We start from the raw sequence: 23360 nt of genomic DNA, 5'->3' as shown, positions 1-23360 counted from the left end.
ACTAGGAAGAAGCCTGCCGGCACGACGCTTTCCAGGCACTATCCACCATTTCATCCAAACTATGACGCATCTGCCAGCCTAAGTCGCGGGCTGCGAGCTTTCCGTCGGCCACAATTCGGTCTGGGTCACCTGGGCGGCGGGCTTCTTCTACCGCGGTGAACTCGATGCCGGTCACTTTTCGGACCGCATCCATGATTTCTCGAACCGAAACTCCGTCGCCGGAGCCGAGGTTATAGACCGGCTCTAGCTCGGTGCCAGTTTCCAACTTCTTTGCTGCCTCTACGTGTGCCAATGCCAGATCTACCACGTGCACATAGTCGCGCACGCAGGTGCCATCGGCAGTGTTGTAATCGGTGCCAAAGATCTTTGGCGTTTTGCCTTCATTGAGTGCTTTGAACACTAAAGGAAACAAGTTGTGCGGGCTGGCATCAAAGAGTTCTTCGCTTCCCGAGCCCACCACATTGAAGTAACGCAACGAGGTATGTTTTAGGCCCGCCGCCACCGCTTGATCTCGAATCAACCATTCACCAATGACCTTGCTCTGCCCATAGGAAGACCCCGGGGAGGTTCCGGTTTCCTCGGTGACCAGGTCAACCGATGGGGTGCCATACACCGCAGCAGAGGAAGAGAACACTATATTTTCAACCCGCGCATCCGCCATGGCCTGCAAGAGGTTAGCGGTGCCGGTGACATTCTGTTCGAAGGTCAGCAATGGATTTTTCACCGATTCCCCGGCGTACTTATAACCACCAAGGTGGATCACGCCAGTGACCTCATGACGCTTCATGATTTCGGTGAGTTTTTCGGTGTTCAATACATTGACCGAATAGAAAGGAATCTCCGGCGGCACAAATCCGCGCACTCCGCTGGCCATGGAGTCAACCACGATGGGATCCATGGACGCCTGGATCAAGGAACGCAGGACATGGGAACCGATATAACCGGCGCCTCCGGTGACCAACCAACTCATGCTCGCCCTGCTCCCTCATCGGCAATCACCGTGAAAATATTTGGTTCCTTGTAGCCGGCTTGGTCGAATGCCATGCGTACTGCCCGACTGACCGCTTCAATCTGTTCGCGCTTAACTAGGGCGATGGAGCTTCCGCCAAAACCACCGCCGGTCATGCGGGCGCCGATGGCACCGGCTTCCAAGGATGCCTCGACAGCCACGTCTAACTCCTCGCAGGAAATTTCGTAATCATCACGCATCGAAACGTGTGATTGGTACAGGAGCTTGCCCACCGCCTGAAGATCTCCCACTTTCAGGACCTTAACCGTATCGAGCACACGCTGATTTTCGGTCACGATGTGCTTGGCGCGGCGACGCACTATTGGGTCTTCAATGGCCTCAAGTTGAGCAACGGTCTCGATTTCCCGCAGGGATGAGACCTGCAGAATTTCGGAGGCTTCTTCGCAGCTTTGGCGGCGAGCTGCGTATCCACCATCAACGTGCGAATGCTCCACACGGGTGTCGATAACCAAGACGACCGCATCATTCTGGGCCAGTGGAAGCGGAACAGTCTGAGCTTGCATCGAGCGGCAGTCCAGGAACAAGGCGTTCTGCGCCTTGGACATCAACGAAGCGCTTTGATCCATGATGCCAGTGGGAGCACCAACAAAGTCATTTTCGGCCTGCTGCGTTAGCTGAGCCATGCGCGTAGGTGACAACCCCAGTTCATAGAGGTCATTGAGGGCAACGATGGTGCTTACTTCCAAGGCGTGCGACGAGGACAGTCCGGAACCCACGGGAACATCGGAATCCACCAACAGTTCAAACCCTGAAATTTCAACGTTATCTAACTGATTCAAAGCCCACGCGACCGCTGCCGGATAGGCGGCCCAGCCCGTCACCGCACCGGGAGCCAGCTGATCAACCGCAACGCGGGTGATTTCCGGTATATCAGAGTGCCCATAGGTCGAAGCCAAGTTCAATTGTTTGGCCTCGGGTTCACGCTCGGAGATGCGGCGAATGGCCACCAAGGCATTCTTGTCGATGGCAAAAGGCAATACATAACCAAGGTTGTAGTCAGTGTGCTCGCCGATGAGATTTACACGCCCCGGGGCCCGCCAAATTCCTTCGGGGTGGTGCCCATAAAGCTTGAAGAACTTCTGCCGAAGATTCTCAATTCGCCCGAGAGTTTCTGGGCTTTTACTGTTGCTCAAAGCGATACCTCACGCAGTCGTGCAGCCGTCTGTTCCGGCGTAATGTCGTTGATGAACGCGCCCATGGCAGCTTCTGAGCCGGCCAAGAACTTGAGCTTGTCAGCAGCTCGTCGCGGGCTGGTTAGTTGTAGGTGCAATCGTGTTGCCGCCCGGTCCGCTGCATTAATCGGGGCCTGATGCCAGGCCGCAATGTAGGGAGTGGGTGAGTCATACAGAGCATCGAAGCGGCGCACCAGATCTCGATACATGATCGCGAGTTCGTCTTTTTCTTCCTTGGTCAATGCAGCAAAATCAGGCACGTGACGGTGAGGAACAAGGTGGGCTTCCAAAGGCCAGCGAGCGGCGTAAGGAACATACGCGGTGAAGTGTTCCCCGCGGGAAACAATGCGAGAACCGTCGGCGATCTCTGCTTCAAGGATCTGTCCGAGCAACGTTTTTTGCGTCTTTTCAAAGTGCTCTCTTGCTTGCTGCGCGATTTTCTTCGCTGTCGGAGTCACATAAGGGTAGGCGTAGATCTGGCCGTGCGGGTGGTGCAGGGTCACACCGATATCTTGGCCACGATTTTCAAAGATAAAAACCTGTTCAATACCGTCTTTGGCCGAGAGTTCACGGGTCCGGTGAGCCCAGGCTTCCACTACGGTGCGAGCCCGTTCGTCACTCAAAGAGCCAAAGGATCCTGAGTGATCTGGGGTGAAAACTACTACTTCGCAACGTCCAACGGCTGGAACCGGCTGCGCTGCGAGAGGTTCACCCGCTCCTGGTGTCTGGATCTGCCCTAGGGACGGTCCGAGTGAAGGGAAACGGTTTTCAAAGACCACCACGTCAAAGTCTTCGGCAGGAATTTCACTGTGGCGCCCACCCACACTGGGGCACAGTGGGCACTGATCTTTTGGCGGCAGATAGGTGCGTGACTGGCGGTGCGCGGCCACCGCCACCCAGTCCCCAGTCAAGCGATCAAAGCGCAATTCACCAGGCTCACCACGTGGATCGAGTGCGCGATCGTCCACGATTTTCATAGGAAGAGCGTGTCCAGGATCCGCAAAGAACACCGATTCTCGGCCGTCAGCCAGGCGATGGCTAATCCAATGTTCGGCGAGCGCTCTGGACTCGAAGTTCTCGGCTGCCATCAGGCTTTCTCCAGTCTTAAATCATGAATGTGCTCAGAGATGGTCTCCACATCAGTGGGAGACAATCCGTCATCGGTGATGAGTGTGTCAATGGTGTCGAGCTCGGCAATTCGGTAGAGACCTTTGGTCCCGAATTTGCTGTGGTCGGCCAGTAGTACGTTGCTGTTACTGTGTTCAAGGAAGAGCCTGTTGACATCTACTTCCATCATGTTTGGTGTGCTCAAACCATCTTCGACGCTGAACCCGTGAACGCCCATGAAGCAACGGTCGACGTGCAGGGAAGCAATGGCGGCGGTAGCCAGCGGTCCGACCAGGGCATCTGAAACGGTGCGCATGCCACCGGTGAGAAGAACTGTTTGTCCCTCTATTGGTGCGTCTTGTAATAGATCTGCAATTCGTGGTGAATTGGTCACCACGGTGATGTTCGGGATCTGTCGAAGGGCTCTGGCTAATGCGAATGTGGTAGTTCCAGAAGTCAGCGAAACCGACATTCCTGGTTCCACCAGTTTGACCGCGGCCGTGGCGATCGCGGCTTTTTCCTGAAGTTGAAGCTGCGACTTGCTTTGGAACCCTGGCTCATCCGCAGAGGATCCTGACTGCAGCTCTGCTCCACCGTGAACCTTATTGAGCTCGCCGTCTTTCACCAGTCGATTCAGGTCTCGACGTACTGTCATGTCGGAAACGCCGAACTCCTCCGCGAGATCTGCCACCTTGGCTGCCCCAGCGGCACGAACGCGATCCAGAATTAGCTGCCGGCGACGTCCAGGCAGAATTTCACTCACAGTCTCTCCTACTTCCTCGCCGCACGCGACAGTGTTGGTTTGTCTTCATAATCTAAACACAAAGATGTTTATTTCAACACTATTGTTGTTTACTTATGTTCATTTTTCGACGTTACGGTCAGGTCACTTCGGCTCTATGGCCATGGTCACCGAAGGCGGTGCACGCTGGGTAGCTTATATGGCCAGCAAACAGTGTCAGGATGTTGTAGCCAAGGCAGGCGTGGTCTTCCCTTCCCGCACCGATGCCACCAATATCACCTCCAAGATCTATGCAGAACAGGGTCTGGATCCCAAGGCCTTCACCGGCCCGGTGGAAGACGGCAACACTTTCTACCTGCCAGTGACTGACCACGGAGCGGATGTTACCTCGTTGATCATCCCGGCACTCGAAGACCTCTGGGCCAACCGTCGACCGGCCTCGACACTGAACAGGACGAATGACGCCATAAATAACGTGTTCAACAACTAAGCACGCTTCAGAACAAAGATGTAGCCGACAACCACGAAGTTGTCGGCTACATCTTTTGGTGCCAGTAAGTGTCAGTGTCCTGATTGGTTCAGCTTGGGCACGGGCATCTGAATTTGCCCGGTCTGAATCTTTTGATAGTCATCGGGTGTGACAACTGGAATTTCATAGCCTTCCTTGTCAATCAGTTTTCCGTCTTCAAAGTGATCACCGTCGAGCAATCCACAGATCTCATCCTGCTTCACCATTCGTGGTGGGGCAGCTGAGAAGACGGAGGCATTCTTGGTATTGCCAAAGGTGAACTCGTTGAACAGCAAGTTCAACAGGACCGCCATGATGGCAGCGGAGGAAATCCCGGAGTGGAAGATCGTTTCAAACCAGGTAGGGAAGCCCGAGTAGAAGTCAGTCTTCACAATAGGAATACAACCAAAAGCGATGGATGCAGCAACGATGACCAGATTCATGCCGTCGTACTTGACCTTGGAGAGCGTGCGGATTCCTGAGGCCGCGACAGTACCGAACAATACAATGCCTGCACCACCCAGGACCGGGGTCGGGATAGCGGCGACAACTCGCCCGAGGATCGGCAACAATCCGAGCACCATGAGGATGCCACCACCTGCAGCGACTACAAAGCGGCTGGTAATTCCGGTGATCGCTACCAAGCCAACATTCTGCGCGAAGGCCGACTGAGTGAAGGTGTTGAAGATCGGGGCGATGGCCGAAGAGGCCATATCTGCGCGCAAGCCATTGGCGATGCGCTTGGAATCAATCTTGGTTCCGGCGATCTCACCCACTGCAAGCACGTCAGCGGTGGTTTCGGTGAGGATCACTAGAACCACGATGGTCATCGAAATGATGCCGCCAATTTCAAACACCGGCATGCCGAAGGCGAAAGGCTTCGGGAACGCGAAGATGGCGCCCTGAGACACCTTGGAAAAATCTGCCATACCCATTACGGCCGCGGCAACAGTTCCCAGGATGATCGCCAAGAGAATCGACATGCGCGAAATCGCTGCATTGCCAACTTTTGAAAGCAAGAGAACCACCAACAAGGTTCCGGCTGCCAGGCCAATGTTGCTCAGCGAACCGTAGTCCGGGGCTTTTGCGTCCCCGCCCATAGCCCAGTTCGCTGCCACCGGCGTCAGGGAAATTCCGATCATCGTGATCACCACGCCCGTTACTACCGGTGGGAAGTACCGAATAACGCGTGCAAAGAATGGGGCGATCAGCAAGCCAATCAGCGCCGCAACTAGTACTGCGCCGAAGACTGCCGGCAACCCCCCACCTCCGTTAACGATGGCGACCATGGTGGCTACCGAAGCGAAGGAAGTTCCTTGAACTAAGGGAAGCTGAGCTCCGAAGAAGGGGATACCAATGGTTTGAAGCAAGGTGGCAATACCACCAACGAACAGGCAGCAAGCGACCAGCATGCCAATTTCTGACGGGTCGACGCCGGCAGCATTACCAATGATCAGTGGTGGGGCAATAATGCCTCCGTACATGGTCAATACGTGCTGCAAGCCGTAGGTAAAAGTCTTGCCCACGGAAAGTTTGGTGTCTTCGGGCCTAATGGCTTTGGTAGATTCATCAGGTGTAGCGCTCAAGGCTGACCTCCTACGTCAGTCGCTGCCAAGGGTGTGCCGGTGTGTCCGCATCGGCACACCCTCAACGCTGTTCGGTTAGATAAATGCCGGAATATTGGCCCAAATTGGATGGCTATTCTCGCTGCCCTCGCGAGTGATAGTCGCTTCGATCAGTCCATAAGGCCGATCCGCAGCGAAGAACACCTCATTCGGGTTGTCCTGGCCAAAGGCATCAAGATCCACCAGGAAGTGATGTTTGTTAGGCAGGGACATCTTGATCTCAGCAATTTCTGGGTGCGTTTCGAGAACTGCCTGTCCCATCTGGAACATGGTCTGCTGAAGTGCGTAAGAGTGTGTCTGCGCGAATTGCGTTAGCAACAAATTGCGCACCGAGGCATACACGCCGTCAAAGTCAATCCCTGCTGCGATGGCTTCATCGGAGTAGCGCCAGCGTGCGGTGACATCGGTGGCCAAGATGCGGTCTGAAGTTTCCTTCAGCGTGGTGTACTTGTCCCGCGGGAAGCCATGGAACTCGCTACCGGTGGACTTCAGAACAGTGAGATCTTCAAGGCCAGCAACGATGGACTTTTTGCCCTGCGCGTCGATTTCCAGCACTGCGGTGCGAACCTCGGACTTGTTTTGCGAGAAGGCGTGGTCGTGGTCGTTGATGCGGTCCCAGAAGAACTGTTGCGCTGCCCAGCGGCCACCGGTGATCCATTCGAATTCGCCGGTGAAGTGCTCTCCGAGTTTGACCAAGAAATCCTCGACGGCGCCCACGCCATTGCGGGCTAGTCCGTACACGGTGTTCTTCTGGGTGTCGGTGGCGACAACTTTTGAGTTATCTCCATCCTGGTGTGCCGCGCTGAAGTCGCCGTGAAGTTGGCTGGTGACGTTCAGATCCTGGATCTGGTGTCGTTCGGTGTCGCGGGTGATCTTGACCAGGCGAACTTCGGCCTTGCCGTATTGGTTGGATCCGAGCACGATCTTGCTCTGGGTTGGGGCGGTGATTTCGGTAGTCATTTCTCTAACTCCCTCGGTACGTGGAATATGCAAACGGGCTGATAAGAAGAGGTACGTGGTAATGCTCATCGACGTTATTCACGAAGAAGTCGATAGTTACCGCGGGGAAGAAGCTTTCCGTTCCCTGCTTCCCGAAGTAGTCGCCAGTTTCAAAAGAAATCCGGTAGCGGCCGGCTTCAACCTGTATCGGTCCCAGTTTCTTGATGCGTCCATCGGCATCGGTGGATCCTGTTCCGATTTCTTGCCAGCCGGATGCCAGCTTGGCTTCCAGCGTGGCCTTAACACCGGAGGCAGGCCTCCCGGTCCCGGTGTCGAGAATGTGGGTGGTGATGTGGCTGCGTTCAGCGCTGACATCTGCCATGGTCATCTCCTAAATGTTGGAGGGAATCAATTGGTAATGAGGTCGTTGAGCCGCAAGACCGCGATTTCGCGTAGTTGGGTCGCGACTTCAGAAATTTCGGTGGCGTCATCGTTGCCGAGCCGGCGTTCACATTCGGCCAAGATCTCTTCGGTGCTACGGCCGGCAGCACGGATGAGGAAAACGCGATCAAAGCGTTGTTCGTAGCGCTGATTAGCAACTTTCAGGCGTGCGGAGGCATCGTCATCCAGGTTCAGCGTGGCTTGCTCACCACGAGAGAGGTCCGCTTCCTTGCTTTGCCCTTGAGCCTGCTCGCCGATCCGTGGATGGTGAGCTAGGGCCATGTCTAGTTCAAGGGAATCAAAAGGAGTGATTCCCTTCAGTGCATAGGAAGTTAGTTCTGCCCGGGTAGTAAAGGGGCGGGCTGAGATCAGGTCGTGGACCCAACGGTCTACATCAACGCAGGGTCGAAGCACGGATTCGGCTTCCGCTGCGGAGAGTTCGTTGAATGCGTCGAGATGCATTGGGTGATCAGCTCTTTTCTTCGGTCGACATTCCACGGACCTTGGCTGAACACCCTTACCACCGAAATTTATTGTCTTCGGCTTCGACTCGATGCTGGTTTCGTGGAACCTTATTGCACAACTGTAAGCCATCTCACAGAGCGCTCGTCAAGAGAAAAACCGAAAAATTTACACGACGTGTATTTGTTAAATCCTTTTCACACTCCCGCGAAATCAGTTGCCCAAACCCCTTGCCAACACCCCCACAGAGCTCGCATACTAGTTTCACTAGACAAAACGCAACTTTCACAATGCGAAAGTTTTCCAATTCAGAGGAGGGGTCATGACCGCCATCAATCAGACAAAAATTAATTATCCAACCGCAGAGAATCGTCCTTTAAGCGGAACGGCGGCATTGCGCACGGGATTGTTCCAGCCCATCGACAACCTGGATCCGGATATTGTTCGTCACCCAAAAATCTCCACTACTAGCCCGTCGCTGTGGAACAAGATTTTTGGAACTTCCACCGGACGCTAAGCACAACAGGTCCGCATCACCCTGAATTCGGAGCGAGCAATCATTGATGGCCAGCCCTAGCGTCGCGAAAGCAGTAAGGCTGAGTGCTGGCTCGGTGAAGCAACATCAAAAGCGGGGACCTGCTGCAGGGCGCCCGCAGCGCCCAATACTGCGAGCGCAACAAAAACAGCTACAGCTCGCTCACTGAGCACACTTTCCAGTCGCAGCTTTTACATCCCACATGGAAAGTCTGGCGTCGCGCCCACTAACTACTTCTGGGTAAAGTCCATAAAATCTGCGGGTGCAGTACTCGGCGCAGCCAGCATTCCCACGACTGCGTCTACCACGAAGTACCCCATGGACTCCCAGCTGCCACGCTGCTCGCCTTCGTTCACGAGCGCCTCATATTCGGCACAGAGCCCAAGAACCATGGGCCCGAGAATCATCGCCCTTGAGCTAACAACAACTTCTGGTATGCCCTTGAGCTCCTCAAGGGTGTCACTCGCGGCGGCCCGGCGCTGTATCCCTTCACTGATCAGGCCGGCCAGCATTTCGGTAAATTCGGGGCGCAGACGCACCTGAAACAAGAATTGCGCCCGCCACGAAGGTCGAGGCAAAGCATCGAAAGAGTGGAGCAACGCCAGCGTGTGGACGGTTACCAGTTCGCGCAGGCTCGTTGGATCGGCACTGTCATCCCCTACGAGTTTTTCACGGCAGACACGCACGTCATCCACCGCTCGTTGAACCATCGCACGCAGCAAGTCATCCTTAGCACCAAAGTGGTACTTGATGGCGGAGTGATTAGCCGTTCCGGCATGTTCGGTGATCTTGCGGTTGGACACGGCATCAATTCCATGGCGCGCGAACAGCTCTTCTGCAGCGTTGAGCAAAACTTCTCGCGCCTTGTCGCTATGTCGACCCAAGGAACATTTCTCCCATCAAATACGTGGCAACCACCATCTCCATGGTGATCCACAGCTCACGTTATGTCATTTTTACGCCACGTGGCGTAAAGTCGTTGCCGTACAGCATCTACTTCCGATGGCCTGCTGCAGCAGCCCCGACGGACCGACACTCCTAGGAGCATGGGAATTTGAGCACTGCACCCACCGAGCCACAAACACCTCCGCCACCTCGGCACAAAGCCAAGGACAAACAACAAGACCTTTCCCCGCAAGAACTCGCCGCTAAACGAGCCAAAGCCGAGAAGATCGGACGGACCGCCGCGGTTTTCGTCATGCCACTGATGATCGTCGGAATGATGGTCTGGGGTTATCTAGGTGCGATGCACCATCAAGAAGCCAAAAACATGCCCGTAGCCATCTATGCCAGTAGCGCTTCAGCGGCCACCGACTTTGTAGAAGACCTGGACACCACGAACGGCGAAGCGGTCGATCCCGAAATCGTCGACTCATCTCTGGAAGCACGTAATCTGGTTTACGACCGCGAGGTGACCGCGGCTGTCGTCCTCGACGCGAATTCTGCAACCCTCTACACCGCCAGCAGCGCTGGTGTTTCTTCCTCCGGCGCCATTTCGGCGATACTAACTCCTGCCCTCGCCGAGGCAGGATTCACCATTGATGCGCAGGACATTGCTCCTCTCCCAGAGAACGACCCCATGGGCATGGGCGCGATGCTTCTAGCCACCGCCATGGTCACCGCAGGATATATGCCGTGGTCTTTAGCTTTCTCCAACTCCCCTGAGTTGCTCAAACGCCGCCGGGCACTTCCCCTGCTGGCGGGCTGGTCCATCCTGTTGGCCGGGCTCGGGGTACTCATCGGTGGACCGATCCTGGGCGTCATCCCAGCATCAAGCATCATTCCCGTGATAGGCACACTGGCCCTCGGTGTTTTCGCCGTGGGTTCCTCTCAAGTGCTGCTGACCCGGATTTTCGGGCCGTTAGCGGCCATCCCCGGAATGCTCTTGTTTATGGTGCTTGGTCAGCCCGCATCAAACATGGGCATGTCCGTCTACGCCTTGCCGAAGATCTACCCGTTCTTGCACCAATTCCTGCCCTTGCCGGCACTGGGTGAAGCCATGCGTTCGGTGCTGTACTTTAACGGCGACGGAGCAGCCAAACACATTCTGATCCTCATCGGTGGAGCTGTTGCCGCACTGCTGCTAACTACCTTGATCGACAAGATACGCACCAAGAAGGGCAAGAGCCCAACCCCCACCCAGATCAACATTGCCTCGCTTCACGGCGGTCCACGCCCACAGCGCAAAGCCTGGCGATACATCACCCTGGGTGCTGTCCCCTTCACGATGATTGCCATCATGCTCACTGCCATGCTCAGAGCCATGCAGACCCCAACACCGCGTCATATGCCCGTCGCCATTGTTGGTTCCACCACCGAGCAAGCCGATCAGATGGCGCAGTCCCTGGAAGAATCCATGTCGGGACTCTTTGATTTCACGACGTTGCAGGACGCCGACGAAGCCAAGCAACTGGTGGAATCTCAAGAACTCACCGGAGCGTTTGTACTGCCGTCAGCTACGCAGACCGAGGCAACTATCTACACTGCTCAGGCTTCCGGGAACGCCGCTTCACAGGTGGTCAAACAGGTATTTACCCAGATCGCACAGTCGCAAGATATGGCAGTGGAGTACCAAGAATTGGCTGCCCTGCCGGATCACGACAATATGGGTACGGCAAGCATGTACGTAGGCATGGGCTGGGTCATGGCCGGATTCATGGTCATCATGGTCGGTTCCACCGCAGCGCCACACCTGCGTCCACTGAAGAGCCTGATCCCACTGCTCGCGGTGTATTCCGTCTTCATGTCCGCGGTGATCTATATGATCGCTGGGCCACTCAAACACGCCGTAGACGGACACTTCTGGGAACTGTTTGGGGTGGGCATGCTGGCCATCTTCGCAGTCTCGATGTTGACCACGGTCTTCAACCGACTCATTGGCATGCTGTGTCTACTGCCAACCATGTTGCTGGTGATGTTCCTGGGCGTTCCGGCCTCCAACGGGCCTTGTCCATCTACATGGAACCGCGGATGTTCACGATTCTGCACGACATCTTGCCTATGCCGGCAGCCGTCGAATCGGTGCGTTCGGTGCTCTACTTCGGTGGCGCGGGTCTTGGTACGCACCTGATCACTTTGTCGATCTGGGCTCTTGTCTGCTTGGCTCTCACGATGGTCATAGATCATCTCAAGCCGGTGATGACAGAAAGCCATCCAATCTCCGCTGAAGAGCTAGCAGCCTTGCAGGGTCGGGCTCTCGAGGCTAAGGCCAATGAAGCGGCGCTAGGTGCCAACCAGATTGATGCCGAAGCACAAGACCTGATCGATGCTGATGCGCCACAGTCCATCGATGAGAAGCAATCGATCACCAACTGACCTGAGCAAGTCATGGATGTAGTCGCGGGCCGAGTTCCATCGGCCCGCGACGACTTATTTCAGGACCAGTTGCGCGAGCACCGGAAGTGCAATGACAGATAGAAGGCAAGTGATCACAATGGCCACGGCGGTAGGTTCGCCGTTGCCCGTGTCATTGTGCGCCATGATGTAGGCGGTGGCACTGACTGGCATGGCGGCCATGAGCACTGCCGCGTTGAACCAGATGCGATCCAGCTGTGGCGCGAAAAGCTGGAGCATCACTACGGTCAGAAGCGGTAGCGCTACGAGCTTGCCGATAATCATCACCAGCATCGACGACTTGGCCCGGACGGTCGATGCTTGGTCCTCCACCGCTTCCGCGTTCCTTGCTGCACGGGAGCGTTCAATGGTTCGCTTCAGTGACATGCCGATAACAAAAAGTGCTCCAGGAGCCGCCGCTGCGGAGAGCAGGTCAATCGTGTCATCAATAGGTCCGGGCACATGAACTCCCGTGAGCACCACGGCACCACCAATGACCATCGCCCAGGTCACCGGGCTGTAAAGCAGTGCGCTTCGGATGGTTCGAAGCAACCGCGACCCACTGGCGGGATGTTGCTCGGCATGGGCTCCGGTTGGCAACATGATCTGCGCAAGAATCGGGAAGCCCACCATGAAGATGATGTTATGCACCAGTTGACCCATCCCAGCCGCAAAACCTGCTTCCGGCCCCATCACCCCGATGATCACCGGAATTCCAAGGTACGAGACATTGCCAAAACTCGTGGTGAGCATTCCGGCGAGCGCGCGTTGTGGCCCCACACGCAGTAAATATCTGAAGAATGCCCAACTCATCACCGCGAAGAGCAATGTTGCCGCGATGCTAATCCAGAGAAATGAGAACGGCACCCCGTCACTAATATCGGCGCGGGCCACCACTTTATAAAGCAATGCAGGTAAGGCCACATAGAACACGAAGACGTTCAGTGCTGGCTCCACGGAAGCAGGAAACTTGGGTGCATAACTCGTGCCAAAGCCAATGAGCATGATGAAGAACAGTGGCAGAACACCATAAAGCACGTCGAGGAACACAAGTCTCCTTTGAGGGTTGATCGACCAATTTTCTGTGGGCCGAACAAATTAAGCCTAGTAGCTTGGTTTGCTTCTGCCCTAGTGCACCCCGAATGACACGCAATATCTACTATCTCGGCTGTGCATTCTGAGTCGGTATTCCTAGGATGAGAGTACGCACGTTGCACCAATGCCGATGGAACCTTGCAAGGAGAAATAATGTCCCAGCCCCCTCAGATAAACGAGGCAACTCGCACCGTCGTGATCACGGGTGCCGGTTCCGGCATTGGACGTGCCACCGCCCGTTTGCTCTTGTCTCAGGGATGGAATGTTGTCCTCGCCGGACGCACCAAATCCACCTTGGAGGAAACTGCGCAGTCTCATCCCTCGGCACTGGTCATCCCTACAGATGTCACGGATGCCAGCGCCGTTGATGAACTCTTCTCTGCAGCCCAGCAGCGTTTTGGCTCCGTCGATGTGCTCTTTAATAACGCAGGAGTTTTTGGTTCTTCGGTTTCCATCGACCAGTTGAGCCCCGAGCAGTGGGACCAGGTATGTCAGATCAATCTGACTGGTGCCATCAATGCAGCCCGTAGCGCTTTTGCACACTTCAAGGCTCATGGTGGTGGTCGAATCATTAATAACGGGTCGATCTCCGCCCAGGTCCCCCGCGTGAATTCGGTGGCGTATACGGTGACCAAACATGGGATCGCGGGACTAACTAAAGCGTTAGAGCTTGACGGTCGGCCCTATCAGATCCGGGCGACGCAGCTAGATATCGGCAATACGGCCAGCGACCTACTCGATGATTTTGGTGCCAACGATGGGGCACTGCAGCCCAGTGGCCAAAGAATTGTTGAGCCAACGTTCCCACTCGAGCAGGCCGCCGAAGCCATCGCCTACATCGCTGGGGTACCTTTGGGAACCTCTATCAATCAGTTCACCATTACCGCCGGTGGCATGCCGTATATCGGACGAGGTTAGGAAGGCCCATGAAAGTAGAGATCCCAGAAACCTGTGGCAATGCTCCTCGCCATCAGATTATTACCGACGTAATCACCGCCGTTCATAACAACGACGTATCGGTACTTGAGCAGTGGTTCTCCGAAGATATTCAGTGGGAAATCATCGGAAGAACAACATTGGTGGGCGTGGATTCAGTGCGCGAATGGATACTTGCAATGCCAACGACTGACACCCTGCAATTTTTCAGCGTTCTAACCCACGGCAAGGAAGGGAGCACCGATGGTCAAAGTTACGATCAGCAACAATCAGTGACTCACTTCAGCCATGTGCTGAAGTTTGCTTCTGCGGGCAAAGCCGCAAAAATCAAGGAGATCCGCAGCTATTTTGTTTAGAAATACTCGGAGAGTAGTGCTTCGAGCTTACCCAGGGCTGAATGCCAGGCTTTAGTACTGGAATCCACTACTTCATAGGGCAACGGTCCCTGAGTCAGCGTCAGCATGGTCTGACCGGCGAATTCCTTGAATTCGATACGAGTTTCAATGACTAGGTCCAAGGTCATCTCATGTGGGCCATCGGCACTGACCAAGCACTCATATTCGTCAAATGAGGTAATGACGGCCTTGAGGGGAACCATCGCCTCTGGGTTCTCGATCTGAACCATCTCAAGTTCATGGCGACCGCCAACTTTGGCTTCGAAGACAACCGATTCTTCATTGACGCTCCACCCTTGTGGCCCCCACCATTGGGCAATGATTTCGGGTTCCACGAAAGCTGCCCAAACAGCTGTTTTTGGGGCGGAAAACTGTCGTGCAATCACCAGTTCAGTCATCGATTCCATGAGTTCAATGGTATCGCGAGTCGCAGAGGCTGCTGCAAGCACGTTCCGCGAGGAATGCCTGGGACCGCCTAGCACATGGCGCCGAAATTGCTGCAGAACCAGTACCCGAAAACCGCCGGCTCTGCCATCTGGATCGCAATCGAGTTCAGTGCTAGGGCGAAGGTGCAAACCAGGTTAGTCATGTGGTGTTCTCCGTACTCGTGAATGTGATGATGATCTGTTGCGGCGTTCTCATGCCACTTACTACTTTTCATCGCACGCACTGCCGCGCACCTATACGAAAGAACAGTTCTAGCGCTCAATCTCCCTTCAGCTAGATTTATTTCTTCCCGGTAAATCCGCTAGCCACAAAATGAGCGAACCTCTCTTCGAGCCTGCGATCTGTGGATTAAGCCGTCGAACTTTTGTACACCGCAAGACTATACGGAAGTACAGGGTCACTTGATTCAACGGCCAATACAGTCGTTGTCGACAGGAACGATTCCAAACCAGGGAGGGACCACCATGAACGGATTGCAGCTAACCGGCGTTAGCCGCAGTTTCGGGGACCGCACCGTGCTGCACAGCATGGATCTATCGGTCCAGCGCGGCGAGATCGTCGGTTTCATCGGAGGCAACGGTGCCGGCAAGACCACCAGCATGAGGCTGATCTTGGGGCTGTTGACCGCTGATCAAGGAGAAATCACGTGGGATGGCAAACCGATCACCGCGCAAGACCGGCGCAACATCGGCTACATGCCAGAAGAACGCGGGCTCTACCCGCAGATGCCGGTGCGTGAGCAGATCATCCACTTTGCGCTGCTGGAGGGCCACAAGCTTTCAGCTGCCCGCTCTGTGGCAGAAGATCTCATCGCTTCATTGGGGCTTCAGGGCCGCGAGCGCACGCTCATCCAGGATCTCTCGCTGGGCAACCAGCAGCGAGTACAACTGGCAGTCTCGCTGGTTGGCAACCCCGCGCTGTTGGTGCTCGATGAACCCTTCTCCGGCCTTGATCCCAGCGCCGTGGCAACAATGGGCGAGCTGATTCGCGAACAAGCCGCCCGCGGGGTGGGTGTGCTTTTTTCCTCGCATCAACTGGATCTTGTCGAACGTCTCTGCGACCGGGTCTGCATCCTGGACCAGGGCCGGGTCAAGGCCAGCGGCAGCATCGCAGAATTGAAAACCGAGGGCATAAGCCGTTGGCAGTTGAATTTCTCCCGCACCGCAGATGCCTTCGCAGCACAAGCCGCAATGCTCCGGGGCATCGAGGTAACGCGGCCTTCAGCAGACAACAAGAGCATCCTGGTCTCCATGGAAGGCGAGGACCGCGACATACCTGCCCAGCTGCTGGCCATTGCCCAGAGCCACGGCGGATTGCGCAGCATCGAATCCATCCAGCGCTCACTGGATGACCTGCTCACCAGGCAATATATTTCAGCCGGCCGCTCCACGGCGGCTCCGGCCGCACCAGCCACTACAGCATCGGAGGCATGCAAATGAGCACGCAGATCTTGGAAACCGGCAGTGTTTCGAAATCCAGACAGGCACTGCGCGAAACTCTATTGGTCATCCGCAGGGAGATCCTCACCCGAACGTCCAACCGCACCATCCTGCTCACCACCGGGCTTCTCGCCTTGGGCGTCGGCGCAGCGGCGGGTGTCGGCGGCTGGTTTCTCGCCAATTCAGCACAAGGCCTTGAGGCATTCAGCCTGAATCCCCGCATGCTGTTCGCAACCGCCATGATCTGCGCCCTGCTGACCTCCCTGGTCTACTCCTCGCAAAGCTTGACCGCTGGTGTCGTGGAGGAGAAGTCCTCCCGAGTCGTCGAAATCCTGCTCACAAAGATCGGCATTGGCCCCCTGCTGGCCGGGAAATTGCTTGGCATAGGACTGGTCACACTGGCCCAGCTTCTGGTGATCGGCGGAACCGGAGTGCTCGGGTTCGCGATAGCGGATGGGTTCTCCCTTCTAGATATCCAGGTGGGCCCCTCATTGTTGTGGTTCATGGTGTGGTTCTTGCTCGGCTACGCAGTGTTTGCACTGCTCAACACCGCGTTGGCCGCCACAGTAGCCAGGCAGGAGGACTTGGCATCTGCCGTAATGCCGCTGTCGGTTCTGCAAATGGTGCTATTGGTGGTCTCGCTGTATGTCTTGCCAACCCACCTCGATAACCCGTGGCTACATGCGCTGTCCTTTGTGCCCCTCTTTTCCTCATATTTGATGCCCATCAGGTTCGGCCTGGACGGCCTTGAAATGTGGCACATGGCTGCGGCCGCCGGCCTGAGCACAGTGGCAATCCCCGCCCTGTTCTGGGTTGCCGCCCGGCTATACCGCAACAATGCCTTGCGCACCGGCTCCAAAGTTTCACTGCGCGCATCTCTTACCCCGGATGACCAGAACTAGCCCCAAAAAACCCAGCCCCATGTCTCTGAAAGGACAAGAACGATGACTGAAAGCAATGCCGCCCGCAACTCCCAGGGCAAGTCCTCGAAACTCAAGAAACATCTGCGCAATCTCGGCCTGCTCCTGGTGGGCATCGCAGTGGCCTACGCCATCACCACGTTCCTGGCATAGCCACCGCTCGCCTCCTACAGCCAGAAAGCGCATCGCGATGACCGCCATTACGAATTCCCCACCTACGGCAACCCCCGCTGGCAGCGCAGCTGCCCAGCACGCCGACGCACTTCTTGAAGGTCTTGGCCGCGCACCGATCCGGGCAGTTTCTCCGGCACAATTTGCCGGGCGCAATGGCACCTGGATCATGGAATTGACCGATGGCAGCAATATCTTCGCCAAGAAGTTCAATTCATCCGCAGCCTCGCCACAAGCCTTTGCCCGCTCAATGAATTTTTCGGTCTTTGCCAGAAAAAATCCACAGCATGCTCCGAGCAGCCCGGGCTTGATCGCCGGGGACGAATTCTCCGGCCTGTTGCTGTTCGACTACTGCCCCGGCACCAGCTTGGCTCACCTGGTCGTCCAGGATGCGTTACCTGAGAGTTTCGCGAGTGATGCTGGAAGGCTATTGGCGCGGTTGCATTCGGGCCCGACGAACGGACTTGAACCAGCATGTAGCACGCTGCCCGTGCAGATGCTGCGCGTCGGGGTCCCGCAATCCCGGTACCTGGATTTCACCTTGGCTGAGCTCTCGCTGTATCCGGCCTTGCAGCAGGACCACCAGCTCCAACAGGCTCTCGAAGCCCTGCGTGATGCCGAAGAGGCAAACCGCAGGTCGCCAATTCATGGCGATCTGCGCTGGGACCAATTCCATGTGCATGATGAGCAGCTGAATCTACTGGATTGGGAGGACTTCTGCCTCGGAGACCCGGCACGGGATCTGGGAACCCTGGCCGGGGAATGGATCTACCGGGCGGTGCTAGATTCGGTCACCTCCCGAGGCGGAGCAACTGCCCCACCCGAGCAGTTTGATGAAAACAGCGCGACTGAACGGATCTCGCATCGGATCGCCGCAGTTGTTCCGCAGCTGCGAGAGCTGTGGCACCACTACCGGCTGAATTCAGACCACGACGATCGGCAGCTTGCGATGCGCGTGACAGCCAGACTGGGGTGGCACCTGGTGGACCGCTCGTTGGCGCGTGCCGCTATGGTTTCCCGGCTCCCCGGAATTGAACGGGCAGCGGCAGGCATCGGCCGCAAGGCCCTATTGGACCCCGCTCGATATAGCCACGCACTAGGTTTTGGAGAGGACTAGGAATGAACGCCATGCTCACGGCAACTGGTTTCGATTTCGCTGGCGTCCTGGATTCCGTCGCGGGATCCGTTCGCCTGGATTTGGCGAATTTGTCGGCAACCATCGATGACAATCGGTATACAGCTTCCAGTCCAGCGGAGCTCAAGAACGAACTCAGCACCCAGATTTATCAGCGTCTGCACATTCGCAATCCACTGATTGATGCTCAGCCCACCACCGGCGAGCAGGATCTGGCCACGCAGCTCATCTCACTGGTGCCGCATCAGAGCATCTGGCAGGAAGCAGACCCAGGATTCGAAAGCACGGGTTTCGTAGATGGGAAAACCCGCGTCGTCGCCAAGATCGGCGGAGTCAAGGTGTTGCTGCCCGAGTCCGACGTCCGCAGGAGCGCCCGGAACTCGGTGCTGAGCGTACGGCTGCCCAGCTGGCGCACCCGGACCACACCGGGATACCTGCTGGTGCTCGGCGAGCGATCCCCGGCAGGGCCCTCCGGCATTGCCCGGCTTTATGTTGGCTGCGACACCCCCGACCAGGCCTTGGGGCTTTTCCCAAGATTGCTTCGAGCGCTGGCAGCTTCGGGAAGCGGCTATCATCTCAAGGCCCTGTCATCGTCATTGGCCTATCCTCGAAGCGACGCGATCGTTGCCTATATTCCAGTTGCACAGGCTGCCGAAATTGCGGCCATGTTCAGCACGACCATGGCTGACCTTCCGGACATGCAAAACAGCCCATCAATATTCACTCAGCCGCTCGGACGCTCAATTGCCCTGGCAGAAGAAGGGATCGACCAACGTGCGTCCCACAGGTCATTGAGCTTCGGGCAGCATCGCTCCCGGGTTCTGGCCGATGCCCTCTTCCGAGCCGAACGCGAACGGATTTGCCTGCACCAGGCCTGGGCCCAAGAAGCTGCCGAGGCCCGGATTGACCCGAACCGCCCATCCACCAACCTGCAGGGCGCCCCGCTGACCACTCACCCCCAATAAAACGCCATTGATATGGCAGATCACAAAGGAGCACCATCATGAGCACCACCAATGCACTGTCCGATCTGGCCCAGGCCCACACCGCCTACGCCGCACCCATCGAGCTAGGAGCCGACGCGGCCGCCGAAGCCCCGGCCACCAGCCCATTCTGCGTCGGCGTTCTCATTGGCGCAACACTGACCGCGGGCTGCTAACAGCCGCTATTTTCAGCCACTGCGGTGGAGTGCTCGGTTGGCAACGATCAAGCAATCCACCGCATCGGTCCGCAACTACCACGAAGGAACATCATGACCACCGCACACAGCACCATGCCCGCGCAGGCACTGGACCTGTCGTTAGACAGCTTCGGTTATCGTAAAGTTGCGCTGGTCTTGACAGGTTCCGCCGCGACCCAAGTGATGCCCTTCTGGCTGGACTGGATTCTCGCCGCGGCTCCGCACACGGAGTTCAGGATCATCATGCGCGACTCCGCGAGCCGATTCATCACGCGTCACAGCTTGGAAACGCGTTTGCGTGCTCGCGTGCAGTCCGATCGTTGGGAAGACGAAGTGATCGCTGCGCATGTGGAGCTGGCCGAATGGGCTGACCTGCTGCTGATCTACCCCGCAACCTTGGACTATACATCGCGGCTTGCCCATGGAATCACGGATTCCCCTTCTTTGCTTGCTGCGCTCAGCACCAGTGCACCAGTGTGCATCGCCCCGTCCCTGCCACCGAGGGCCCTGGCCAACCCGCTGGTCACCGAGGTCCTGGATGCGCTGCGCACTCCGAAGAACTTCGTTGTCATCGATCCCGTGCCAGGCCCCAGTGAATCCAGCGATATCGCGCAAGCGTGGGTACCGCCCCCATTCCCGGCAGTGATGCGCCGCCTGGAATCCGCGCGGCTCGCCAGAACCACCGGTGCAACCGTGGAGAGCCCATGAGCGCAAGAAACGCGCCCGCATCTGAAGGCTTCAAGGTAGAAACCGGGCTGCTGGCCACAGAAGTCGACAGCCATGACGACCTGTATTCGTGGAAGCACCGCTTGGGCGAACGTGCCCCGTTGGCTTTTTCCACCCTCGCGCCGGCCGGGCCATCGCACACCACCCCCGATTCGAGCTTGGTCATTTGGGGACGAGGCGACAGCGTCGAACGCAACTACCGGACTCAAGCCAATTCGACCCTGGCAATCCATCTTCTGAATTCCACCCCGGTCAAAATGCGGTCCATTGGAAAGCTCTGGGGCACCGCACTGAACACCGTGCACAAGGCCCAGCCAGGTTCCCGCGCCTCATTCACGGGTCCTCGCACCCTGCAACGCGCGGCCGCCTGGCTCGACGGTTCATGGCAGCCGGCACGCAACTTGCTTGGCGCAGCAACCTTGGCCCGATTAAACGATTGGGCTGCTCGAGTGAGCGGCGATGAACACCGCGTGCTCGTTCACGGTTGCCCCGGAATGGCCCACTGGGTCCTGACCGCTGACGCCCGATCTGGCAGCCTGCTGACCGGCGAGGATACCGGCTTTGCGAATCCGGTCTACGATTTCGGTTGGGTTTTGGGGGAAATCGCCGAAATAAAGGCGTTCCACCCTTTGCTGCTCCCGGATTTGGAGCAGCTGGAACAAGGCTTGCTGGACTGCTTTTCCGCAGTTCACAATCCAGCAGACTTGGACTTGGCCCGCGCCTTCCGCCTGGTTCACCACGCGTTCGATTGGCACCACTACGCGGGCGCATCGATTGAACAGTCCACCGTGCTCTTGCGGCTAGCAACAAATTACATATCCGGCCCGGTAAGCAACTAACCAGGAAATCAGATGAACTCAACCTCCTTCGAAAGATTCCACGTCCGCAGCGAGACTCTGGAACACGGTGCCTGCGCTATTGCCGTTCAAAACCCAAAAGCGCGAAACAGCACTTTCGTTCTTGCCATTGCTTCAGGGATGCGCCACGAACAGCCGGGCGAAGAGGGGATGATGCACCTGCTGGAACATGTCGTGTACCAAGATAGCGTCGCAATTTCATCCAGCGAACGTCAAACGGAAATGAACAACATAGGCGCTGTCATGGGCGGGCATACGCACATGGACTACACCGAGTTTTACGAAACAGCTCTGCCCTCCGACCTGCCGGGAATGGTTGCCCGGGTGATTGAACAGGTATTCCATCCGGCGTTTAATGCAGACCAAATCAAGGCACAGATCCATGCGGTGGCAACCGAACGAGCCCAGCGTTTGGCTCCAGCACCTGGTGGAATCCTTCCATTCCCACATCTGACGTGCCAATTTTGGGACGATTACGCTCATGGCCACGATGGCACAGGTGATGAAACCCTGTTTTCCAGGGTATCCATTGACCGTCTGAAGGATTTGCACGCAAAAAATTACCGTCCTGAACAGGCCGTACTGGTGGCCTTCGGACCACAGGACCCATCCGAAATGCTGCGAATCCTCGCAGAAAACATGGCATCGCTCTCATTCGCTGAATCTGCGCAAAAATTTGCATCGTCGCACCGCAGCCAAGCCCGCCAGAATGAGGTGAAACACCAACTGATGCCTGTCCCTGGCCTCGCTACCAGGCGATTGCTCGCCGCGACCAGTGCTGTGCACGCGCAGTCGATCAGCGCTTCGCTTCTCGGAGATCTACTCGTCGCTTCATTGTTAAGCCTGCAAACCGGGCTGGATTCCAGCGCCGGAATCTTCGGTCCCGCCGATCTAGTCGAAAACGACCTATTTATCCTGGTAGATGACACCGGCCTCGAACTAGACCCAGCGCACAGGCTCCGCGCATTGACCACGGTTGATGATGCCGTTTTGGGGTCGGCGGCGAAAAAAGCACTATTCACCGCAGAAAAATCCGTGCATGACGATGAACGACTGGCCCGAACCACTGCCCGCGACATGCTCCTTAGAGGAACGCCTGAATTTGCCCATGAACTCGTAGATCGGCTGAGGCATCTTTCGGATCAGACACAGCAATTGCGCAGGCTGCTGGAAAGTTCGGCACTTCGTCTAGCTGCTCAGCCATGGCAAACCTTCAGCGTTGCCCCGACTCTCCAGGAGGTAGCATGAACGCCTCGACCCTGCCGATACTGGCAATCCCCGATGATCGTTCGCTCTTTCCTGTGCTTTCGCTAGCGTGGCGAACTGACCCCCAGCATGAGCGCGAAGCACGAGAGCTGCTGGCCAAGGGTCTTGCCCAATCCGACCGGTGGGGCCATCCTTGGCACCAGATCACTGGCGACAGCGGCTCAATGATTCTGACAGTCGCTGCGGAACAACCACGATTGGAACGCTGGCTACATGCCGTGGCGGATGAATCCTCGCGTGTTAAATCCGGCTTGGTCTCCAAACCGATGATCGCCATGGTCGGAAAGCTCGCCGGTGCCGAGAACCTCCTCGCCACCGCAACTGATCTTTGCGGGGCGAAGATCTCCCAACCTATGGCTCTGCCCAGCAAGATGCAGCAAAACTCGGTCGAAGGCTACCAGCGGACGCTGATTACCGGTGAAGACCCAATCCATCATGCAGGCGCGGCCGCCTCATTCTTAGCACTTTGCCTGCTGACCGGAGGGTCTTGGGCATTGCTGCCCAAGCTGGTGGAAAACCTTGGAAACGCGGCAACAGCCCAGATTTCCAGAAACCTTATACAACGAGGTCCGGCCATTACATGGCAAGGAATTTGCCAAGGGACAGGCGGGATGCAGGTATTTGAATACCTTGTCCAAGCTTTGCCATCGCAGCTGAAGTCAATCGGTGAGGATCAAGTACAAGAGCTCAAGCACTTCGGGTTGGCCAACCTAAGCCGTGCGTGGCGCTCACCAACGGAATTGGCGCACACCGCAAGCCAGTACCAAATTATGGGCTGGGGGCCATCGCTGATCACCGATGCGCACTCAGAACTTGGCCGAGTGACACGCGACGACCTGGAACACGCGATGGATTGCTTGCTTCGCCCAGTGCTGGAAGTCCTGGGCCGAAGCTGAAAG

At 56.7% G+C, this 23360-nt stretch carries 27 protein-coding genes; 16 read left to right on the top strand and 11 right to left on the bottom strand.

Going from position 1 to position 23360, the window contains the following annotated elements; genetic code table 11:
• Nucleotide 1: 1 nt before the first annotated feature.
• From galE to FJV47_RS05275, 4 genes are read right to left on the bottom strand one after another with little or no spacing between them, the layout of a single operon-like run.
• Entirely contained in the window at nt 2-970 is a 969-nt protein-coding gene (gene galE, locus FJV47_RS05290) for a UDP-glucose 4-epimerase GalE (protein WP_159610719.1), read from the bottom strand.
• Nucleotides 967-2163: a galactokinase gene (gene galK / locus FJV47_RS05285; RefSeq protein WP_370514934.1), complete on the bottom strand. Its 1197-nt coding sequence runs from the start codon at nt 2161-2163 to the stop codon at nt 967-969. The genes galE and galK overlap by 4 nt, the downstream gene beginning before the upstream one ends.
• A complete protein-coding gene (gene galT / locus FJV47_RS05280; RefSeq protein ID WP_159610717.1) occupies nt 2160-3290 on the bottom strand; it encodes a galactose-1-phosphate uridylyltransferase in 1131 nt (376 codons plus the stop codon). The genes galK and galT overlap by 4 nt, the downstream gene beginning before the upstream one ends.
• Nucleotides 3290-4072, bottom strand: a complete 783-nt coding sequence (locus tag FJV47_RS05275) for a DeoR/GlpR family DNA-binding transcription regulator (protein ID WP_159610715.1) — start codon at nt 4070-4072, stop codon at nt 3290-3292. The genes galT and FJV47_RS05275 overlap by 1 nt, the downstream gene beginning before the upstream one ends.
• Nucleotides 4073-4136: 64 nt before the next feature.
• Between FJV47_RS05275 and FJV47_RS05270 the strand changes: the two genes are divergently transcribed.
• Entirely contained in the window at nt 4137-4541 is a 405-nt protein-coding gene (locus FJV47_RS05270; protein WP_159610713.1) for a hypothetical protein, read from the top strand.
• Between the two features lie 71 nt (nt 4542-4612).
• On the opposite strand, the gene FJV47_RS05265 is transcribed toward FJV47_RS05270, so the two are convergent.
• From FJV47_RS05265 to uraD, 4 genes are all read right to left on the bottom strand, one after another.
• A complete protein-coding gene (locus FJV47_RS05265; protein ID WP_200831946.1) occupies nt 4613-6145 on the bottom strand; it encodes a nucleobase:cation symporter-2 family protein in 1533 nt (510 codons plus the stop codon).
• 75 nt (nt 6146-6220) lie between these two features.
• Entirely contained in the window at nt 6221-7144 is a 924-nt protein-coding gene (pucL, locus tag FJV47_RS05260; RefSeq protein ID WP_159610711.1) for a factor-independent urate hydroxylase, read from the bottom strand.
• A gap of 4 nt (nt 7145-7148) precedes the next feature.
• Nucleotides 7149-7505 (bottom strand): hydroxyisourate hydrolase, encoded by a 357-nt coding sequence (gene uraH / locus FJV47_RS05255; RefSeq protein ID WP_159610709.1) that lies wholly within the window; start codon nt 7503-7505, stop codon nt 7149-7151.
• Nucleotides 7506-7531: 26 nt separating this feature from the next.
• Complete coding sequence (gene uraD / locus FJV47_RS05250) at nt 7532-8026, bottom strand: 2-oxo-4-hydroxy-4-carboxy-5-ureidoimidazoline decarboxylase (RefSeq protein WP_058255968.1); 495 nt, start codon at nt 8024-8026, stop codon at nt 7532-7534.
• Nucleotides 8027-8348: 322 nt separating this feature from the next.
• Between uraD and FJV47_RS05245 the strand changes: the two genes are divergently transcribed.
• Complete coding sequence (locus FJV47_RS05245) at nt 8349-8543, top strand: hypothetical protein (protein WP_159610707.1); 195 nt, start codon at nt 8349-8351, stop codon at nt 8541-8543.
• A 248-nt stretch (nt 8544-8791) separates the two neighbouring features.
• On the opposite strand, the gene FJV47_RS05240 is transcribed toward FJV47_RS05245, so the two are convergent.
• The gene (locus FJV47_RS05240; RefSeq protein ID WP_159610705.1) at nt 8792-9445 is read right to left on the bottom strand and encodes a TetR/AcrR family transcriptional regulator; all 654 of its coding nucleotides are present in this window, start codon (nt 9443-9445) and stop codon (nt 8792-8794) included.
• Nucleotides 9446-9615: 170 nt separating this feature from the next.
• On the opposite strand from FJV47_RS05240, the gene FJV47_RS05235 reads away from it, so the two are divergent.
• Both FJV47_RS05235 and FJV47_RS05230 read left to right on the top strand, forming a co-directional pair.
• Complete coding sequence (locus tag FJV47_RS05235) at nt 9616-11631, top strand: ABC transporter permease (protein WP_159610703.1); 2016 nt, start codon at nt 9616-9618, stop codon at nt 11629-11631.
• 41 nt (nt 11632-11672) lie between these two features.
• Nucleotides 11673-11876, top strand: a complete 204-nt coding sequence (locus FJV47_RS05230; protein ID WP_159610701.1) for a hypothetical protein — start codon at nt 11673-11675, stop codon at nt 11874-11876.
• Nucleotides 11877-11930: 54 nt separating this feature from the next.
• Here the strand turns inward: FJV47_RS05230 and FJV47_RS05225 are convergent, their stop codons facing one another.
• The gene (locus tag FJV47_RS05225; protein WP_159610699.1) at nt 11931-12944 is read right to left on the bottom strand and encodes an AEC family transporter; all 1014 of its coding nucleotides are present in this window, start codon (nt 12942-12944) and stop codon (nt 11931-11933) included.
• 198 nt (nt 12945-13142) lie between these two features.
• Between FJV47_RS05225 and FJV47_RS05220 the strand changes: the two genes are divergently transcribed.
• On the top strand, nt 13143-13907 hold the full coding sequence (locus tag FJV47_RS05220) for an SDR family oxidoreductase (protein WP_159610697.1): 765 nt from the start codon (nt 13143-13145) through the stop codon (nt 13905-13907).
• A gap of 8 nt (nt 13908-13915) precedes the next feature.
• Complete coding sequence (locus tag FJV47_RS05215) at nt 13916-14281, top strand: hypothetical protein (RefSeq protein WP_159610695.1); 366 nt, start codon at nt 13916-13918, stop codon at nt 14279-14281.
• Here FJV47_RS05215 and FJV47_RS05210 read toward each other — a convergent pair.
• On the bottom strand, nt 14278-14727 hold the full coding sequence (locus tag FJV47_RS05210; protein ID WP_141686332.1) for an SRPBCC domain-containing protein: 450 nt from the start codon (nt 14725-14727) through the stop codon (nt 14278-14280). The genes FJV47_RS05215 and FJV47_RS05210 overlap by 4 nt on opposite strands.
• A 504-nt stretch (nt 14728-15231) precedes the next feature.
• Here FJV47_RS05210 and FJV47_RS05205 point away from each other — a divergent pair.
• The 10 genes from FJV47_RS05205 to FJV47_RS05170 all read left to right on the top strand — a co-directional run bounded on the left by FJV47_RS05205 (nt 15232) and on the right by FJV47_RS05170 (nt 23357).
• Nucleotides 15232-16206, top strand: coding sequence for an ABC transporter ATP-binding protein (locus tag FJV47_RS05205; protein ID WP_058255974.1), 975 nt, complete (start codon nt 15232-15234; stop codon nt 16204-16206).
• Nucleotides 16203-17108, top strand: coding sequence for an ABC transporter permease (locus FJV47_RS05200; protein WP_235026346.1), 906 nt, complete (start codon nt 16203-16205; stop codon nt 17106-17108). Before FJV47_RS05205 ends, FJV47_RS05200 begins: the two co-directional genes overlap by 4 nt.
• Nucleotides 17109-17150: 42 nt before the next feature.
• Complete coding sequence (locus FJV47_RS16680) at nt 17151-17279, top strand: hypothetical protein (RefSeq protein ID WP_255474743.1); 129 nt, start codon at nt 17151-17153, stop codon at nt 17277-17279.
• Between the two features lie 37 nt (nt 17280-17316).
• Nucleotides 17317-18414 carry a class V lanthionine synthetase subunit LxmK gene (lxmK, locus tag FJV47_RS05195; RefSeq protein WP_058255976.1) on the top strand — a complete coding sequence of 366 codons (1098 nt, stop codon included), beginning with the start codon at nt 17317-17319 and terminating at the stop codon, nt 18412-18414.
• A gap of 2 nt (nt 18415-18416) precedes the next feature.
• Nucleotides 18417-19397: a T3SS effector HopA1 family protein gene (locus FJV47_RS05190; protein ID WP_159610691.1), complete on the top strand. Its 981-nt coding sequence runs from the start codon at nt 18417-18419 to the stop codon at nt 19395-19397.
• Between the two features lie 38 nt (nt 19398-19435).
• On the top strand, nt 19436-19591 hold the full coding sequence (locus tag FJV47_RS16425; protein WP_200831945.1) for a hypothetical protein: 156 nt from the start codon (nt 19436-19438) through the stop codon (nt 19589-19591).
• 93 nt (nt 19592-19684) lie between these two features.
• A complete protein-coding gene (locus FJV47_RS05185; protein ID WP_159610689.1) occupies nt 19685-20320 on the top strand; it encodes a flavoprotein in 636 nt (211 codons plus the stop codon).
• A complete protein-coding gene (locus FJV47_RS05180) occupies nt 20317-21177 on the top strand; it encodes a hypothetical protein (protein ID WP_159610687.1) in 861 nt (286 codons plus the stop codon). The genes FJV47_RS05185 and FJV47_RS05180 overlap by 4 nt, the downstream gene beginning before the upstream one ends.
• Before the next feature lie 12 nt (nt 21178-21189).
• Nucleotides 21190-22443: a pitrilysin family protein gene (locus FJV47_RS05175; protein ID WP_159610685.1), complete on the top strand. Its 1254-nt coding sequence runs from the start codon at nt 21190-21192 to the stop codon at nt 22441-22443.
• Complete coding sequence (locus FJV47_RS05170) at nt 22440-23357, top strand: hypothetical protein (protein WP_159610683.1); 918 nt, start codon at nt 22440-22442, stop codon at nt 23355-23357. The genes FJV47_RS05175 and FJV47_RS05170 overlap by 4 nt, the downstream gene beginning before the upstream one ends.
• The last annotated feature ends 3 nt before the right edge of the window (nt 23358-23360 follow it).

It is taken from the genome of Glutamicibacter sp. JC586 (genome assembly GCF_009805585.1).
Classification (GTDB): Bacteria; Actinomycetota; Actinomycetes; order Actinomycetales; family Micrococcaceae; genus Glutamicibacter.
This window is presented reverse-complemented; position numbering and strand designations above follow the sequence as displayed.